This is a genomic window from Rickettsiales endosymbiont of Trichoplax sp. H2 (assembly GCF_009690945.1).
Taxonomy (GTDB): Bacteria; Pseudomonadota; Alphaproteobacteria; order Rickettsiales; family Midichloriaceae; genus Aquirickettsia; species Aquirickettsia rohweri.
The window spans coordinates 1-15,764 of the sequence record NZ_NPHZ01000004.1 but is presented as its reverse complement, the minus strand read 5'-3'; the positions used below and the strand labels follow the sequence as shown (position 1 = coordinate 15,764).

The 15,764-nt window shown below is 28.4% G+C and carries 13 protein-coding genes and 2 pseudogenes; 12 read left to right on the top strand and 3 right to left on the bottom strand.

All coding sequences use genetic code 11. From position 1 onward, the window contains the following. Nucleotides 1–8 precede the first annotated feature (8 nt). The 4 genes from h2es_RS07930 to h2es_RS04980 are packed head-to-tail and all read left to right on the top strand — an operon-like array spanning nucleotide 9 to nucleotide 2,522. Nucleotides 9–164: a DUF5993 family protein gene (locus tag h2es_RS07930; protein ID WP_369122803.1), complete on the top strand. Its 156-nt coding sequence runs from the start codon at nucleotides 9–11 to the stop codon at nucleotides 162–164. Nucleotides 165–184: 20 nt separating this feature from the next. Next, complete coding sequence (locus h2es_RS04990) at nucleotides 185–730, top strand: disulfide bond formation protein B (protein ID WP_154511959.1); 546 nt, start codon at nucleotides 185–187, stop codon at nucleotides 728–730. Between the two features lie 9 nt (nucleotides 731–739). Continuing rightward, the gene (locus h2es_RS04985) at nucleotides 740–1,690 is read left to right on the top strand and encodes a peptide deformylase (RefSeq protein WP_154511957.1); all 951 of its coding nucleotides are present in this window, start codon (nucleotides 740–742) and stop codon (nucleotides 1,688–1,690) included. After that, entirely contained in the window at nucleotides 1,683–2,522 is an 840-nt protein-coding gene (locus h2es_RS04980; RefSeq protein WP_154511955.1) for a peptide deformylase, read from the top strand. Before h2es_RS04985 ends, h2es_RS04980 begins: the two co-directional genes overlap by 8 nt. A gap of 13 nt (nucleotides 2,523–2,535) precedes the next feature. Here h2es_RS04980 and h2es_RS04975 read toward each other — a convergent pair whose 3' ends face one another. Both h2es_RS04975 and h2es_RS04970 read right to left on the bottom strand, forming a co-directional pair. Further along, complete coding sequence (locus tag h2es_RS04975; RefSeq protein ID WP_154511953.1) at nucleotides 2,536–3,294, bottom strand: Mrp/NBP35 family ATP-binding protein; 759 nt, start codon at nucleotides 3,292–3,294, stop codon at nucleotides 2,536–2,538. Nucleotides 3,295–3,430: 136 nt separating this feature from the next. After that, nucleotides 3,431–4,081 carry a hypothetical protein gene (locus h2es_RS04970; RefSeq protein WP_154511951.1) on the bottom strand — a complete coding sequence of 217 codons (651 nt, stop codon included), beginning with the start codon at nucleotides 4,079–4,081 and terminating at the stop codon, nucleotides 3,431–3,433. 293 nt (nucleotides 4,082–4,374) lie between these two features. On the opposite strand from h2es_RS04970, the gene fabD reads away from it, so the two are divergent. From fabD to h2es_RS04950, 4 genes are all read left to right on the top strand, one after another. Continuing rightward, nucleotides 4,375–5,313, top strand: coding sequence for an ACP S-malonyltransferase (fabD, locus tag h2es_RS04965; protein WP_154511949.1), 939 nt, complete (start codon nucleotides 4,375–4,377; stop codon nucleotides 5,311–5,313). A 9-nt stretch (nucleotides 5,314–5,322) separates the two neighbouring features. Next, a complete protein-coding gene (gene fabG, locus h2es_RS04960; RefSeq protein WP_154511947.1) occupies nucleotides 5,323–6,060 on the top strand; it encodes a 3-oxoacyl-[acyl-carrier-protein] reductase in 738 nt (245 codons plus the stop codon). Next, entirely contained in the window at nucleotides 6,060–7,142 is a 1,083-nt protein-coding gene (gene zapE / locus h2es_RS04955; RefSeq protein WP_154511945.1) for a cell division protein ZapE, read from the top strand. Before fabG ends, zapE begins: the two co-directional genes overlap by 1 nt. An 80-nt stretch (nucleotides 7,143–7,222) precedes the next feature. Further along, nucleotides 7,223–7,609: a hypothetical protein gene (locus h2es_RS04950; protein ID WP_154511943.1), complete on the top strand. Its 387-nt coding sequence runs from the start codon at nucleotides 7,223–7,225 to the stop codon at nucleotides 7,607–7,609. Nucleotides 7,610–7,646: 37 nt separating this feature from the next. On the opposite strand, the pseudogene h2es_RS04945 reads toward h2es_RS04950, so the two are convergent. After that, nucleotides 7,647–8,384 (bottom strand): annotated as a pseudogene (locus h2es_RS04945) (IS6 family transposase). A gap of 373 nt (nucleotides 8,385–8,757) precedes the next feature. Between h2es_RS04945 and h2es_RS04940 the strand changes: the two are divergent. The 4 genes and pseudogenes from h2es_RS04940 to h2es_RS04925 form a co-directional block, all read left to right on the top strand. Next, nucleotides 8,758–9,327: a recombinase family protein gene (locus tag h2es_RS04940; protein WP_154511941.1), complete on the top strand. Its 570-nt coding sequence runs from the start codon at nucleotides 8,758–8,760 to the stop codon at nucleotides 9,325–9,327. Nucleotides 9,328–9,691: 364 nt separating this feature from the next. Further along, nucleotides 9,692–12,043, top strand: a complete 2,352-nt coding sequence (locus h2es_RS04935; protein ID WP_154511939.1) for a hypothetical protein — start codon at nucleotides 9,692–9,694, stop codon at nucleotides 12,041–12,043. A 105-nt stretch (nucleotides 12,044–12,148) separates the two neighbouring features. Then, on the top strand, nucleotides 12,149–15,265 hold the full coding sequence (locus tag h2es_RS04930; protein ID WP_154511937.1) for a hypothetical protein: 3,117 nt from the start codon (nucleotides 12,149–12,151) through the stop codon (nucleotides 15,263–15,265). 304 nt (nucleotides 15,266–15,569) lie between these two features. Beyond that, nucleotides 15,570–15,764: pseudogene (locus h2es_RS04925) on the top strand (transposase); the annotation flags it as partial.

The following is a 15,764-nucleotide window of genomic DNA, read 5'->3' as shown; positions in this document are numbered from 1 at the left end:
TTTGTTTTATGATTGTGGCAATATTTTTTTTATTAATCCTATCTCTTTTATTAGGTTATTTTGGCAAAAAATATTTTGGCTTAACTTGTTTTTATATTTGTTTTTTTATGTCAATACTTTGGTTGCTTCACCATGCAACTGACAAATTAAATCTATCATTTTAGTAAATAAATAAGTGTATAAAATGGAAAATCAAAGAGGATTATTTATAGATTTTGTTATACTAAGTATAGCATTAGGAGCTAATATTATTGCTTTATTTTATCAATTTTACTTTAATGAATTGCCTTGTCCATTATGCTTATTGCAGAGGGTAGGGTTGTTCTTTATAGCTTTTGGAGCTTTAATGAACTTAAGATTAGGAAAGCAATTTAAATATGATTTTATAATAGTGATCTCCAGTTTATATAGTTTAACAGTAGCTATGAGGCAAGTATTTCTACATATCATGCCTGGTGATTCTGGTTATGGATCAAAGTTTCTAAGTTTACATTTTTATACTTGGAATGATATTATTTCTTTTTTATTTATAATTTTGATATCTATTTCACCAATGTTCAAAAATATAAATTTAGAGAGTTTGTTATCAAAGATGTTATTGTCGATTAAAAAAATAACTAATTTATTTTTTGTTTTGTTTTTAACTCTTTTGGTTTTTAATATTATTTTAGTATATTTAGAGTATGGATTTAACCAATGTCCTGACAACCCGGTGAATTATAAATATTGAGTATTACTTATGCTACATAACATAAATTTAAAGAAGTTTACAAAATATGTATTTATTTTAATACTATTAACTTTTAATGCTTATGGAGGAGCAATGGAAAATAAAAATATATCGCTTGATAAAGATAAAATTATAGAAGTAAGTATAGGGAATAAGGTATATAAACCTACATTAAATCAGGAAAAAGGAATTTTAAAGGTATTGAAGATGCCTGAAGATGAAAAAATTTTAAGAATGAAATCTATTGAAATTGGTGAATCAGAATTGCCTTTGGTTGCTGATTTTATGAAAAAATATCTATTATCTACAATGTATGAATCTGGAGGTATAGGTATAGCTGCAGTACAAGTTGGAGCGCCAATTAGAGCATTCATTGTAGATATAGCTAAGACAAAAATTATAAATAAGGATGATTCAGATCAACTTGATGTAAGATTATTCTTAAGAGGAAAATTAGAAAAAGGAAAATCTGTTATTATGAATGAAACTTATGTTGAATATGCTGATAATAAATTTATTCAAAAAAATAAAATAACAAGAAAGGTGCCAAAAATAAAAGAGGAAAATGGGAAAAAGCAATTAATTGGGATTGAGGAAGAGGTGATTAAAGATAATAATACTTCTCCAGACTTGATAATTGAGCGTAAACCATATTTCTTCTTAAATCCTAAAATAAAGCTTCATCATAATAATGAAATAGTATTACCAGAAGGTTGCTTATCTGTTCCGATGGAATCCATATTTAAAGAATATAATGGTAATAGCAATGTTAAAAGACCTGAAGGCATTGAGATAGAATATATAAATGAAAATCTGGAAAAAGAAATAATGAAAATAGATGGGTCAAAGGATGATTATTGGAAATGGTTTTCTAGGTGTGCACAACATGAAAATGATCACCTTGATGGTGTCTTATTTGTAGATAGGCTTGAAAAAGTTAGTAATGATATAAATGGGTAAGATATCGCTTGATAAAGATAAAATTATAGAAGTAAGTATAGGGAATAAGGTATATAAACCTACATTAAATCAGGAAAAAGGAACTTTAAAGGTATTGAAAATACCAGAAGATGAAAAAATTTTAAGGATGAAATCTGTTGAAATTAGTGACTCAGAGTTGCCTTTAGTTATTAAATTTATGGAAAAACATCTATTGTCTACGATGTATGGGTTTAGTGGTGTTGGAGTTGGTGCAATGCAGGTTGGTGCACCAATAAGAGCGTTCATTGTAGATATACCAAAATCTAAGATAACAAGTGCAAATGAATTTATTGATTTTGGCGATTCATCATATCTAACATCTAGGCTAGAGAATGGTGATAGTGTTGTTATAGAAGAAGTTTATTTCGTTTCCATAAATAATAAATTAGTTCAAAAATCTAAAATGATAAAAAAGTTTCCAAGGATTAAAGAAGTTAATGGTAAAAAGCAATTAATTGAGATTGAAGAAGAGGTAATTAAAGATAATAATGCTTCTCCAGATTTGATAATTGAGCGTAAACCATATTTCTTCTTAAACCCTAAGATTAAAATGGATTTAACCAGTAAAATTATATTATCAGAAGGTACTCCATCAGTACCTATGGAAATAATTGATAAAAAATATAATGGAAGTACAAATGTTAAGAGACCTTGTAATATTGAATTAGAATATTTGAACGAGAAATTAGAGAGAAAAGTAATGAAAATTCAAGGAGATAGACATGATTATTGGAAATGGTTCTCAAGGTGTGCTCAACATGAATATGATTATTTAGAAGGTATTTTATTTATAGATAGGATTAAAAGTTAATAATTCGTAATTATTATAGCTTCTGTGTAATAGATTTAAATGTCTTTTCTAATTCTTTATCATCGTTCGTAGTAAGTAACATTTTGCTTGCTAATTTTTGTAACATTGGTATTGTTCCTAAAAAATCTATATTTTTATCATTGCAATAGTCTTGTAAGTTGCTTTTGCCAAAAATATACTCTTTATTTTGATTTATAGGATTGGATAAGTACGACATATTTTCTATTATTCCCATAATTTTGATTTTTAATTTATTATACATATCAACTGCTTTGAAAGCATCAATTAGTGCAAGCTTTTGTGGCGTTGTCACTATAACTGCACCATCAATTGCATAATTTTCTGCAATGCTTAAATGTATATCACCTGTACCTGGTGGTGTATCAACAATAAGGTAATCTAAGTTGCCCCAATTTGTAAGTTTAAATAACTGATGAATTGCTTTTGTAAGCATTGGCCCTCTCCATACTAGCGCAGAGCTTTCTGGAACCAAAAAGCCCATAGACATCAACTTTATATTTTGTTCTTCATGAGGCTGTATTAAGCCCTCTTTTATCTCAGGCTTTTGATTGATATTGAATATCCTAGGGATTGATGGTCCATAAACATCTGAATCAAGTAAGCCAATTTTATATCCTGATTTTTCTAAACATATTGCTATGTTTGATGCAATAGTTGATTTACCTACTCCTCCTTTTCCTGAAGAGATTAGTATAATCTTATTTATTTTATTTAATTTAGATTTTTGTCTTGGAAATGGGTGCTTAAACATAAATATTACAAATTAATATTTTATGCTATTTTAGGCATATTTGTTAGAAAATCTAGGCTAAATATTTTTAGCCTAGATAAAAATTTATTCAGATGATTTTTTTATTCATTAAAGTTATGCTGATTCTGGTAGATTATTAGGTAGTACCAAAGTTGTCAAGAGAGTCATGATAGGGGCATAATTCATCATCTTTAGCTAAAGTAAATATCTCGTTACAATTAATAATGTTAATAAGAAAATCTTTATCAGCAGCTTCATATCTATGAATACAAACATCATTAGTTATTTTTATGATTAAGTTATCAGGAATATTTTTTAATTTGTTGCAGTATAGATAGTGCTTATTAAATACACTTTTTATCATATCAACTAAGTGATTTTTTTCTTGCACTAATATCTTTTCAGCAACTGGATTTACCATAAATGTATCTCCTTCTAGTAGATATGCTTTTATCATACTACTATTGGCATTATGGTACTTAAATGTTCCTACTACATCAGATTTTTGATATGATTCATTTGCTTGTTTATCAAAAGTAATTTTATAATTAGGTTCTGTATTAAAGCTATTTTGACCATTGATCAGTCTAAACATAAAGAATTCATATCCTCGATATTGTTCTAAAGGATCTTCTAAAGGATTAGGTGTAATAGTGCTATAGTTTTGTTTAACAGAGCTATTTGATGGTTCGTTGATTGATTTAACCAAATACAATGGTTTATCTAGATATGATAAACTACCATATCCATCATACATAACGAAACGTTGCTCAAAAGCTAAATTCATATGATCAAGATGCTCTTTAATACTGTCATCTAGCTTTTTTTCAGATATGCGAATGCATAAATTGTTTCTTCCAATTTTACATTATACTCTAATTCTTCTCCCACTTTTATTAAATTGTTCAGATTTTGGTGGAAATTACTTGCTTCGTTCATTTCTTAAAGTTGTGTCATGCTAAAAGACTCAAAAAGTTTATTAGTCATTGGCTAACGTAAATTAAACTTCAAGTCAAGAAATATATAGAATAAATTTTTAAATTAAACTAACATACCCAAATTATATTTAAACTTATTTTTATGAACACAGCTTTTATATATCCTGGTCAAGGTTCTCAGTATGTTGGAATGGGTAAAGAGATTTATGATAATTTTCTTGAGGCGAAAGAAGTATTTGAAATTATTAATGAAGCTTTAAATCAGAATTTAACTAACTTAATTTTTAATGGGGATGAAAATAATTTAAAAATAACCAGTAATACTCAGCCAGCAATTATGGCAACATCAATGGCAGTTTTAAAAATTGTAACTTCTCTTTCTAATAAAAAAATTACAGAATTATGTTCCATATCAGCTGGACATTCTTTAGGTGAATATAGTGCTTTATGTGCTGCAGAAAGCATATCTTTAGAAGATACAGCTAAAATATTAAGAGCTAGGGGTAATGCTATGCAAAAAGCAGTGCCAATAGGTAAGGGCGCTATGTACGCATTAATTGGTGGAGATGAAGTTGCAGCTCAAGAAATTTGCAACATTCTTTCTAAGAATGGTGTTTGTGAGACCGCAAATGATAATGGAGGGGGGCAAATTATACTTAGTGGAGATAAGGATGCGTTTAAAGATATAAATGAGGTGGTGAAAAATTTTAATATAAGGAAGTCAATACCACTTCCTGTAAGTGCTCCATTTCATTCAAGTTTAATGAAAGAGGCCACTAAAATTATGATTCAAGAATTACAAAAATATAATTTTGAAACTCCTAAAATTGATGTGATTGCAAATTATTCAGCGAATGTATATCAATCTAAGCAAGAAATAAAAGACTTATTGGTAAAACAAATAGAAGGTAAAGTAAGGTGGCGTGAGACAGTTTCTAAGATGTATAACGAATTTTCAGTAAGAAAGTTTGTTGAAGTAGGGCCTGGCAATGTGTTAACTAACCTTATTAAAAGAGAATATAGAGATGTTGAGGTTTATAGTTTGCAAACATCAAAGGACATAGAAAATTTTTTAAAATAGGAGGTGATTATGTTTGATTTAACTAATAAAATTGCTTTAGTTACAGGTGCTACTGGGGGTATAGGACGCTCTATAATAAAAGATTTTATTACTTCTGGAGCAAAAGTTGTGGCTGTTGGGCGAAACCAAGAAAAATTAAAAGAGCTAAATAATGAATTTGGAGATAAGGTGTCTACATTGATTTGTGATTTTAATGATAAATCACATGTAATTTCATTGTTTGAAAATGCTGAAAAAGAATATGGAAATATAGATATTTTAGTTTGTAATGCTGGAATTACTAAGGATAATTTAGCACTTAGGCTAAAAGATGAGGATTGGGATGATGTTATAGAAATGAACCTTAATTCAACGTTTAAGCTTAATAGATCTGCAATAAAATCTATGATGAAACGAAGGTATGGTAGAATAATTAATATATCATCAGTTATTGGGCTTAGTGGTAATGCTGGTCAGGCAAATTATGCAGCAAGTAAAGCAGGTATTATAGCGATGTCTAAGTCGCTAGCAAAAGAAGTGGCAGCGAGAGGTATTACAATCAATTGTGTAGCACCTGGTTATATTGATACACCTATGACTCAAGTATTAAATGATGATATAAAAAATTCTATTATTTTACATATTCCAGCTAAAAGAATTGGAGTTCCCAAAGATGTGTCTAGTGCAGTGATATTTCTTGCATCTAATGAGAGTTCATACATTAACGGGCACACTCTAAGTGTAAATGGTGGAATGTTGATGTCCTAATGCTGAAAGACGTATATCAAAAGTATATTTTAGAAAAAGGATATGAGGATGATAAAAATCAATTAAAATTAATTGATTTACTAACTCAATTTAGTTTGCAAATTGAAAAGCCAAAAACATTAATAGATAAATTGTTTAGTAAGAATTTTTCCTTAAAGAGGGGAATATATTTATGGGGTAAGGTTGGTAGAGGTAAGACGTTGGTCTTAAATTTATTTTTTGAAAATTTACAAGTGAAAAATAAGTTAAAGCAACATTTTCATGAATTTATATTAGATTGTCATGAAAAAATAAATAATCTTAATCAACAAAAAAATATTGATAACAAAGTATCTGAAATTGTCAAAGAAATTTCTAAAAAATTTTGTATTTTATACCTTGATGAGTTTCAGGTAAATAATATTGTTGATGCTATGCTATTATCTAGGCTTTTTACTGAATTAATAAATAATGGCATGTTTATTTTCCTTACTTCTAATTCTTGTCCTCAAGATATATATAAAAATGGTCTTAAGAGAGAGTATATATTTCCATTTATTGACTTGCTTTTGGATAAGATACATATTTTTAATCTAGATTCACCACAAGATTATAGAAAAGATAAATTAAAGGAATTTAAATTGTTTTTATATCCACATCAAGCAGATAAATTTAATAAACTTGTTAGTAATTTTCTTGATGATGAAGTTTTTAAAAAAACTAGAATAAAAGTTTCAAATAATAGATATTTAAGCATTAATAAATGTGTTGATAAAGTAGTGAAATTTACTTTTAGTGAAATTTGTGAGGCAAATCTAGGTACGACGGATTATATAGCATTATGTAATCATTTTTCAGTGTTAGTAATTGAAAATATACCTCAGCTAAAATTTGAAAATCATAATGAAGCATTAAGGTTTATTGCTTTAATAGATTGCATGTATAATGAAAAGTTATTAGGGATATTCTCTTCTGAAGTGAAATTGGATAAATTGTATATTGGAGATATTCATAAAAAAGAGTTTGGTAGGACAATTTCACGTATATACGAAATGCAATCAAAAGCATATATTGAGAATTCGAAAATTTTTCAAAACAATTAGAAATAATATCTAAATACACTTTACTTATAGTTGTAAAATAGTTGTTATTTATTTATGTGAAATAAATTTTAGGAGTGACTATGACAGAAAGATATATTTATAGCATGATAATGGATAATATTCCTTTGTTATCATCACAAAATGTTTTAATGCAACTAAATAATAAAGCATATACGTATTCAGGAATGGAAGTGCATAGCGGAAATTTTTTAAAAGATATGTGGTATTCTAGTTTAGATTTTTTTAAAAGTGTTGTGAATAGTTTAAAGAGTCCAGTAAAGATTGCTGCAGCTACCTTAACTATTGGATATGAAGGATTTAAATTGCTTAATGCGAAATTTGCAAGTAAAAGTGCCGTAATTTACAGTGGAAATGAATTATTAAAGGAATATTGTATTGATGAAATTAAAAGTATTTTTGCTATTGCTTCATCATCATATACTTTAAAAGGGTCTGTTGCAAACTGATAGAGAGGTTAAAAAATAGTTAAAGTTCAGAAATATTTTAGATAGAAGAATCCAGTGAGTAAAGATTAAAAAGTTTATTGATGAAAGTGATTTGATTTTTTAAGTTATTATTTATCCAGAAAGATTGATTTTTAGCAAACATTATCATAGTCTCAACGCCTTTGATACATCGATATGCTGAGGTAAAAGATTTAAATCCTAGCATGGTTCGAAGCCGTCGTTTTATCCTTCCATGATCTGATTCAACAATATTATTCAAATACTTAACTTGAGAATGCTTTGTTTTGTCACCTATTATTCATTCTTTTCTAAGTTCATTAATTGCTAATTGATATGGAGCATGCTTGTCTGTATTGATTCTATAAAAATTAGATTTGCTGCTTTTTAGAGCTTTTTTCAAGAATCTTTTAGCAGCCTCTTTATCACGTCTATGCAGCAAAATAAAATCTATTGTTTTTCCATATTTATTGATCACTCTATATAAATACTTCCATTTGCCTTTCACTTTAATATAGGTTTCGTCAACTCTCCAACTACCACTATAGACCTGGCTATACCAGCTAATTCTTTTATGAAATTCTGCTGCATATTTCTGAATCCACCTATATATCGTCGTATAATCAACTTCTACACCACGTTCTTGCATCATTTCCTCTAAATTTCGGTAGCTTATTAGATATTTTAGATACCATCTCATGCATCCTATTATCAATTCTCCGCTGAAATGTCGATTCTTGAAATATGTTCCTGCATCTATATATTTTCTTTCTTCCATAAACCTTCCTTTATTTTTTACCTTTATACTACTTCTTTAATCAGTTTGCAACAAACCCGGTTAATTACACATAGCACCCTGGAGTTTTAAAATGTTCTGTATTAGTGATAACAAGGGTTATATAGAGAAGTAAAAAATAATTAATTTCAACAGTTGAAAAACTGTATCTTTGGATATAAGGAGTATACAGAAGATTTGCAAAAAACAAAAAAGAGTGATTTTTGAACAATTTTGAAAATTGAGAACAACCAGAAAAACGACCGTTATTCTGATTAGAAGAAAATATAAAGTATTTAGCTAGAAATCAATCAGAAAAGCTGTTAAGGTAAACAACATAAGATTTTGGTATAAAAATTATCTTTTCTGATTAAATATGTTAATAGGATATGCAAGAGTTTCAAAAGCTGATGGCTCACAAAATTTAGATTTACAAAAAGATGCACTTATCAAAGCTGGAGTAGATAGTGGAAGAATATACCATGATTATGCATCAAGTAGAAAAGATAACAGACCTGGATTGCAATCATGTATTAAAGCATTGCAACTTGGCAACATATTAGTTGTATGGAAGTTAGATCGCCTTGGTAGAGATATAAAAGACCTGATCAGCATGATAGATATGCTAGGAAAAAAAGAAGTAGGATTTAAAGTTCTTCAAGGATTGGGAGCAGAAATAGATACAGGTAAAGCAAATGGGCGCTTTGTATTTAATATATTTGCAGCGTTAGCAGAGTATGAGCGTGAATTAATAAAGGAGAGAACTAAAGCTGGATTAGATGCCGCGAGAGCAAGAGGGAGGAAAGGTGGTAGACCTAGAAAAATGGATAAAGCACCAAAAGATATTGCTAAAAAGCTAAATATCACAACTACGACATTGTATGATTATGTAAATGGAGATGGAAGCCTAAAAGAAAAAGGAGAACATATTATGTTAAAAGAGTGAAATATGGCTATAGATAATAAATTAAATATATTATCGGAAGATAAGGTAAGAGAACTGTATGGGATACCAAAATTAGAAAGTGAGGATAGAGAAGAGAAGAGAGAAGAGAGAAGAGGTATTTGATTTAATGGAGAATTCAGAAGATATTTTAGTGGCTGCATAGATGGTATTAAGGCGTATATAGGTGCATGACGAAACTCCAGGGTGCTATGTGTAATTAACCCCTAAACTAAAAAATAGTTGAATAAAATGAAATCTTCGTATTTTATGAATATAAGCTTATAAAAAGATATAAATTATATGTTTATAGTTAGCATAATCAAAAGTCTTTTTGTTGCCAACAATTAATACTTAAAGGGTGCTTATGTTTATATATACGAAGTTAAAGTTAGAAGGCAAAAGTGCAAACTTAATAAAATCTAAGATGAATTCTATAGGGTTGGAGCATATAGTAGATACTTTGAAAGGTAACTGTGATTGTAGGACTTTAGAAGCACATGAATTACATATTACAATGAAGAGTACTGCCGCTACTTCTGTAGATCATATAAAACAAGCATTGTTACCTTATCCTATAATTTATCAGCAAGAGCTAGATAATTTAGGTTTAAGCTCAAGATCAATAGAAAAATGGCATGAAAAATACATAGCGTTCCATAAGTTAGAAATGCCTAAGAAGTTATGTGAAAAGCTATTATATAGTGTGCAAAATATTGTATTTAAAGTAGATGATTATTCTGCACATTTTGGACGATTTGCTGCGATAATATTAAATGCAATCGATCAAAAAGGTACCACCTCATATCTTGATAATAATCCCCATATTTCTACAATAAAATGTACAGGAAATGAAGCTGGTGCATGTCTAAGTAAAATTGATAGGATAGGAAATAGTAATTATCAGTCAATTATTGATCTTGGTATTAAAAGCACAGTAATTTCTGTAAATGCAATAGAAATTAATGCAGATATTTATGGTGTAAGTCATAGCACTATTATGTCTAAAGATTTGGCATCATGCCATGATCTTCTCAAAATTGACGATACTAATATCATAGATCCAATCGATGGAAAGAGTAATTTAGGTAGTGTTTACATTATGCCAGATGAAGAACAAAAGCCTGTGATACTAGACTCGCAAGATAATGTGTGTTTGAATAATATTTGTGAATTGGAACATGATTTTTTCACTGATATTGTGGATCCTATTAATACAAAAAGTGATATAGGTCGTAGTTATACTCCACCTGATGCAAGTCTAGGAAAAGGATATAGTTCAATATCTGCTATGATTGTACAGCAACAATGTTTCGTTATGGGAGAGAGGTCAGAAGAGGGTAAAGCTCAAAGTAGTAGGATTGACTTAAAAAAAGGTGATTTTAAAGAAATAACAGATGCTTTAGGACTTGATTTGAGTATTAACGCAGCCTATAAGTTTTTAAAAATTCCTAGTGTAAATTATTTAAAAAGTATAAAAGACACTCAACACTCTATTTCGTTTTCATTTTATTATAGCAATTCTTTTTCTGAAAAAACAATAAGTTATAATAATAAAATAGGTCAAGATATATTAAATGACTACGGTAAATCAATCTATAAAGATCGTCCTGGGCAATTTGTTGAAATCTGTGGTGATAATATAGTAGTAGGAGTTGAGAAATCAGCAATTTTTATTGCTAATATTGAAGTGATACTAAAAGACAAAGATAGTAAAGCATCCTTCGAACTAGGAACTGATCTAAAGGATACTACAAATATGAAAAATGTGATATTAGCGCTTAAAAATAATGAAATCCTAAAAAGTACACTTATAGCAGTTGAGATTTCAGCTTTTCAAAAAGGTGGTAATTCTAATGCATTATCTGGTATACTTAGTTTTAATCAAGAAAAACACTATCATATTGCGGATTGCTCACTGTTAAATATTGATTCATGTCTTTATTTAATTGATGGTATATTAAATTATGCTAAAGAATTTTCTAACCAAATAATATCCGATAATAATGATGGGATGGTAACAAATTTTCATACACAACAAGTAACTTATTTCTTACCTAATCTCATAATTCCGAAAATTGATAGTATTACTCAAGGCAATAGAAGGTATTTGCATGAGACATATGATCAATTAAATGCTTATTATAGTAAACTAAGCAAGATGATTGATTCAAATCATTTTAAAGAGAACATTGACTTAGATGATAAAAAAAAACTTAATACAGTACATAAAGCAACAGAAAATTTAATCCACAAACTAGAAGACGAAAAAGGGGCAACATTATGCTATACTAGTTTAAAAGATTGTAATAAAGTAACAGAAGACATTGCAAAAGAAGTGATAAAATTAGATTATAGTTATGTAGATCACTTAAGTAAAATAATCAATATTACTGTCTCTTTATATACTTGGAATCCATTTTTATGGTGTAGTAGTAATATTCTTGATGTGATGTATCCCTATATAGAGAGTGGAGAGTATTTATTTGGTAGTAAAAATGCTAATACTAGTGTTATAAAAGCTCAAGATAATTTTGTGATAAATAGTCAAAATGTTTGTCCAGAACTTAGTAAAAGTGGGGGAGCACAATATGTGGGTTATATAGATGAAGATACAACTCATTGTTTAGGTAATTGGTGGGGCAGTTGGTGTAATTGGTTTAGTTGCTCTGGAAAAATTATAATCCAGGAGACAGATATACTAGGTTATGATATTTAAGAGTTTATTATACAAATTTTCGTGTATTTAATAGTACTTGAGAAGATAAAAATGCAAAGCAATCAATAAGATATTCATAATATTATAAAACAGTATTTACTGCATATGCTCTCTGATGAACAAATAAAAGAAAAATTCGCTATACTTGCTGTTGAAACAGAAAAATATGCTGGCATGTATAGAAATTTTGATAATGAAATATTAAATTTGGTTTTATGTCTAGAGAACCTTTTAAAGCTTATAATAAATAGACAACAAGAGCAAAAATTACCTTCAGAAACAGAGCAGCAGCAATATACACAGTTTGCAGAAGCACTATATCAACTTAACAAAGAAGTTACAGCTTTTTGTGTATATAATAGATTAACAGGCAATCAGCAAGACAGCAAATTTTATAAAAAAATACCAAGTTTAATTGAACCATATAAAAAAACATTACCATTTTTAAAAGATCTTAAGGTTTTAATAGAAAGTAGCGGAATTTTTCAAGAAGATGAAGTAAAAACTATTGGAATAAATATTAATGTATTGAATGAATGCTATAGATCTTTATATAAAATTATTACAGAGGTGAGATTAGTAAAACCACTTCGTGATTTTCATTCTGCAATAGAAAGTTTACAGCAAAAATATATCCAGCAAGTAGATTATAAAACTATAGAACAAGATTTATTCAATACTCTAAGTGCGCAGCAAATAATACCAAATGAACTGAGAACGAGTAAATATTATATATCAATAGATTGGAAATTTTTTGAGGTTGTAGCTAAGAAATATAAAACTTTAATACATAATGCAGAGAAGAGAGAGGTATTAAACCATATAAAGGATGACATTTTCAATTTTAGTTTACATATACGTAAAGTAACTTTGCTTGTTCAAAATTTGAGTCATCAATATTATACAGAAGAGATTGATATTTCTGAATTTAAACCTCAAAGTTTTGATTATTTAAGAGAAGATTATAAAAATTATATACCGAGTAATTTTGCAGTTTTTGATACAAATCAATATAGTGCCAAAGAATGTAATCAATCTTTATTGCCACTTACTCAACACTTAAAATCTTCTGCTGTATTGATGATAGAAAAAACCACATTTCATATACCATTTAGATTTGAAGTGACCTGCCTATTACCTGAGGATTTTCCTATTATTTCAACAGATGATGTGCAATATGTTCAAAAAGCAATTAAGAAATCATTACAACTTGAAAAATCAAACCAAATGCCTGATCAGAAGCTAATTAAAAAATGGCAGGAAAAAATCAATGAATTAAAGGCAAGTACAAAGCAAGAATATTTTCCTCTGATTGCTCATCTACAGATACTAAATAACTTTTGGGTTAAAGGTAAATTAGAATCTGATTTACAATCAGACCATTATTCCTTGCAGTGGAGTAAGGCTTGTGAGATTTATAGTTATGTATCTTTTAAAAAAACTTTAACCAATGGAGATTTAGTAAAATTTGTTGAAACTATTGTCTTAAGTAAATTACAAACATATACGGAAAATATCTCGATATTAATATTTAACACAATAGTATCTTATTACGTTGGAAACTTTAATCTTGATTTAAAACTTTTTCAAATATGGAGGGATAAATTACAACAATTCCCAAAAGATACTGTAGATGCTAATAAAAGAATTAGTGATTTTATAGTGAATGGAGCAGAATCTAATTATGCCAATAAAATACATGAGTATACAAAAAATTTATTGGTAAATATGAATTATTTTCAAGGTGTATATAGTCTATTATTACTAGATTTAGAACTAATTAAGCAATCTAGTATTATTTATACATATGATATAACTCTTTCTATTGCTCCTTATTTTTCAAAATTATATAACTTTACATTTAATAAGTTAGAATTGCTAAAATTCTGTTCTCATTTAGTTATGATTTCACATCCTATAGTACTTTTAGAAATTGAAGGATTACCGCCTGAATTACAAGATCAATATAATGAATCTGTAAGAAGATTGTTTCAAAAAGAAAAATATGTAAATTCAGAAGGTATGATAATAGGGTCTAATGTCTATAAAAATCATGGTGTAGAACCTAAAAGTTTAGAAGTTTATGATAGTTTTATAAAAAGCTTATTGCAGTCAAGAGTAGATTTTGCGAAAGAAATATTAAAACAAGATATTAGGCCAGTAAGTGATAGAGAGATTTTACAATTAAAACCAGGTATAGAAAATCAACTTAGAGAATTAGAATTTAATAAAAAACTAATATCTTCTTTTGGGCAATTTCAGTCGTTAGCCTTGATAAGTGGTGCTATTGCTAAAATAAATAATCCTAATATAGACAAAATTGAAGAAATTCAACGTTTAGTAAAAAATTGCTTTAGTATTGCATATATGAACGATGGCAGATTTAAAAATGATAGATTACCAGAGATAAGGAAACATAAATACGCTTTTGAATTATCTAAGTTAATTGCAGATAAATTTTTATACTCAGAAAACTCTTTTATTTTACAAGTGATAACTCCCAATCAGGATCATGCCTTTTATGTTGCAATCAAGAATATATTTTTTCAGAATAAGTTTCAAATTATGATTGTTAATGGAGCTGGGTTAGGCTTGCATGAACCAGATCCATCAATTACAAATAGCGAATATAGTGACCCTACTCATGGTAGTTATCGTGTTATGGGTAGTGAATTACTTGATAAGGCAACGTATAAAGAATTTCTTCAACATTATATTTATAGGGTACTAACTTTTAGGTATACTTCAGAGGTAAATAATGAAAAGAACATATATTTACTAAAGGATATAACAGGAGAAATAGCTAAATTTAGTGGGTTTAAAGGAGCGAGCTTTGATATTCCTAAAGGAGTGTCTCTAGATTTATTATTTAGAGCTCAAATATCTGAAAACTGCACTATCCACAATTTAAAAAATTGTATTCGTCACTTGTTAGATATGAGTATAAGTGAATATGCTATGTTTGAGAGTGAATTACTTAAAGGCGCGGATAAAATGCTTGTTGAATTATTAAAAAGATCTGTAATTGAGGCTAAGGTCAAAAATGAAGAAATGGGATATATTGGTTCAATTCACCCTATAATTGGTTCTTCTATGAATGCACCTCATTTATTAACTGATTTATATGTATGTCCAGCTGATGTATATAGTGCAGAACAGTACAATCAAGATTTATTTTCTGACTTTGAAATTATCAATCCCATTAATGAGTTTGACAATTAATCTTAAAATTATACTGTTAAGTTACTATAGTGAAATAGTTGGATGAGATAAATTTATTGAAAGAGAGGATATTAAGCTATAAAATAGTTTTTTAAATTAAGAAAATTTGATTTCTGAAGAATCACTTGTCAAATTAATTACATTAACAATTGGTGAGATATTTAATGGCCTAAGGGTAGGGAAGTTGAGAAAACGGCAAAGTATATATTAAACAAGCGGTTATATCGCTGTTTCGAGGGTGTAATATACTTTGTGTAAGTTACTAAAAAGAATAAAATAAAAATAATTTATTATGGTAACACACATGGCACAAAAGTTAAGTAAAAAAACACCAGATACAGCAACAAAATTAGTGGATGAACTATTATCACAAGTAGATCCATCGGAGATATTGACGAAAGATGGTCTGTTTAGTAAATTAAAAAAACAATTAGTAGAAAGAGTTCTACAAAGCGAATTAGAGCACGAGCTAGGATATGATAAGCACAGTAAAAAAGAG

Coding starts and splice junctions, on each gene's coding strand:
- h2es_RS04980 (WP_154511955.1), top strand. CDS start 1,683: ATGGGTAAGATATCGCTTGATAAAGATAAAATTATAGAAGTAAGTATA.
- fabG (WP_154511947.1), top strand. CDS start 5,323: ATGTTTGATTTAACTAATAAAATTGCTTTAGTTACAGGTGCTACTGGG.
- h2es_RS04975 (WP_154511953.1), bottom strand. CDS start 3,294: ATGTTTAAGCACCCATTTCCAAGACAAAAATCTAAATTAAATAAAATA.
- h2es_RS04985 (WP_154511957.1), top strand. CDS start 740: ATGCTACATAACATAAATTTAAAGAAGTTTACAAAATATGTATTTATT.
- zapE (WP_154511945.1), top strand. CDS start 6,060: ATGCTGAAAGACGTATATCAAAAGTATATTTTAGAAAAAGGATATGAG.
- h2es_RS07930 (WP_369122803.1), top strand. CDS start 9: ATGATTGTGGCAATATTTTTTTTATTAATCCTATCTCTTTTATTAGGT.
- h2es_RS04950 (WP_154511943.1), top strand. CDS start 7,223: ATGACAGAAAGATATATTTATAGCATGATAATGGATAATATTCCTTTG.
- h2es_RS04940 (WP_154511941.1), top strand. CDS start 8,758: ATGTTAATAGGATATGCAAGAGTTTCAAAAGCTGATGGCTCACAAAAT.
- h2es_RS04935 (WP_154511939.1), top strand. CDS start 9,692: ATGTTTATATATACGAAGTTAAAGTTAGAAGGCAAAAGTGCAAACTTA.
- h2es_RS04990 (WP_154511959.1), top strand. CDS start 185: ATGGAAAATCAAAGAGGATTATTTATAGATTTTGTTATACTAAGTATA.
- h2es_RS04970 (WP_154511951.1), bottom strand. CDS start 4,081: ATGAATTTAGCTTTTGAGCAACGTTTCGTTATGTATGATGGATATGGT.
- h2es_RS04930 (WP_154511937.1), top strand. CDS start 12,149: ATGCTCTCTGATGAACAAATAAAAGAAAAATTCGCTATACTTGCTGTT.
- fabD (WP_154511949.1), top strand. CDS start 4,375: ATGAACACAGCTTTTATATATCCTGGTCAAGGTTCTCAGTATGTTGGA.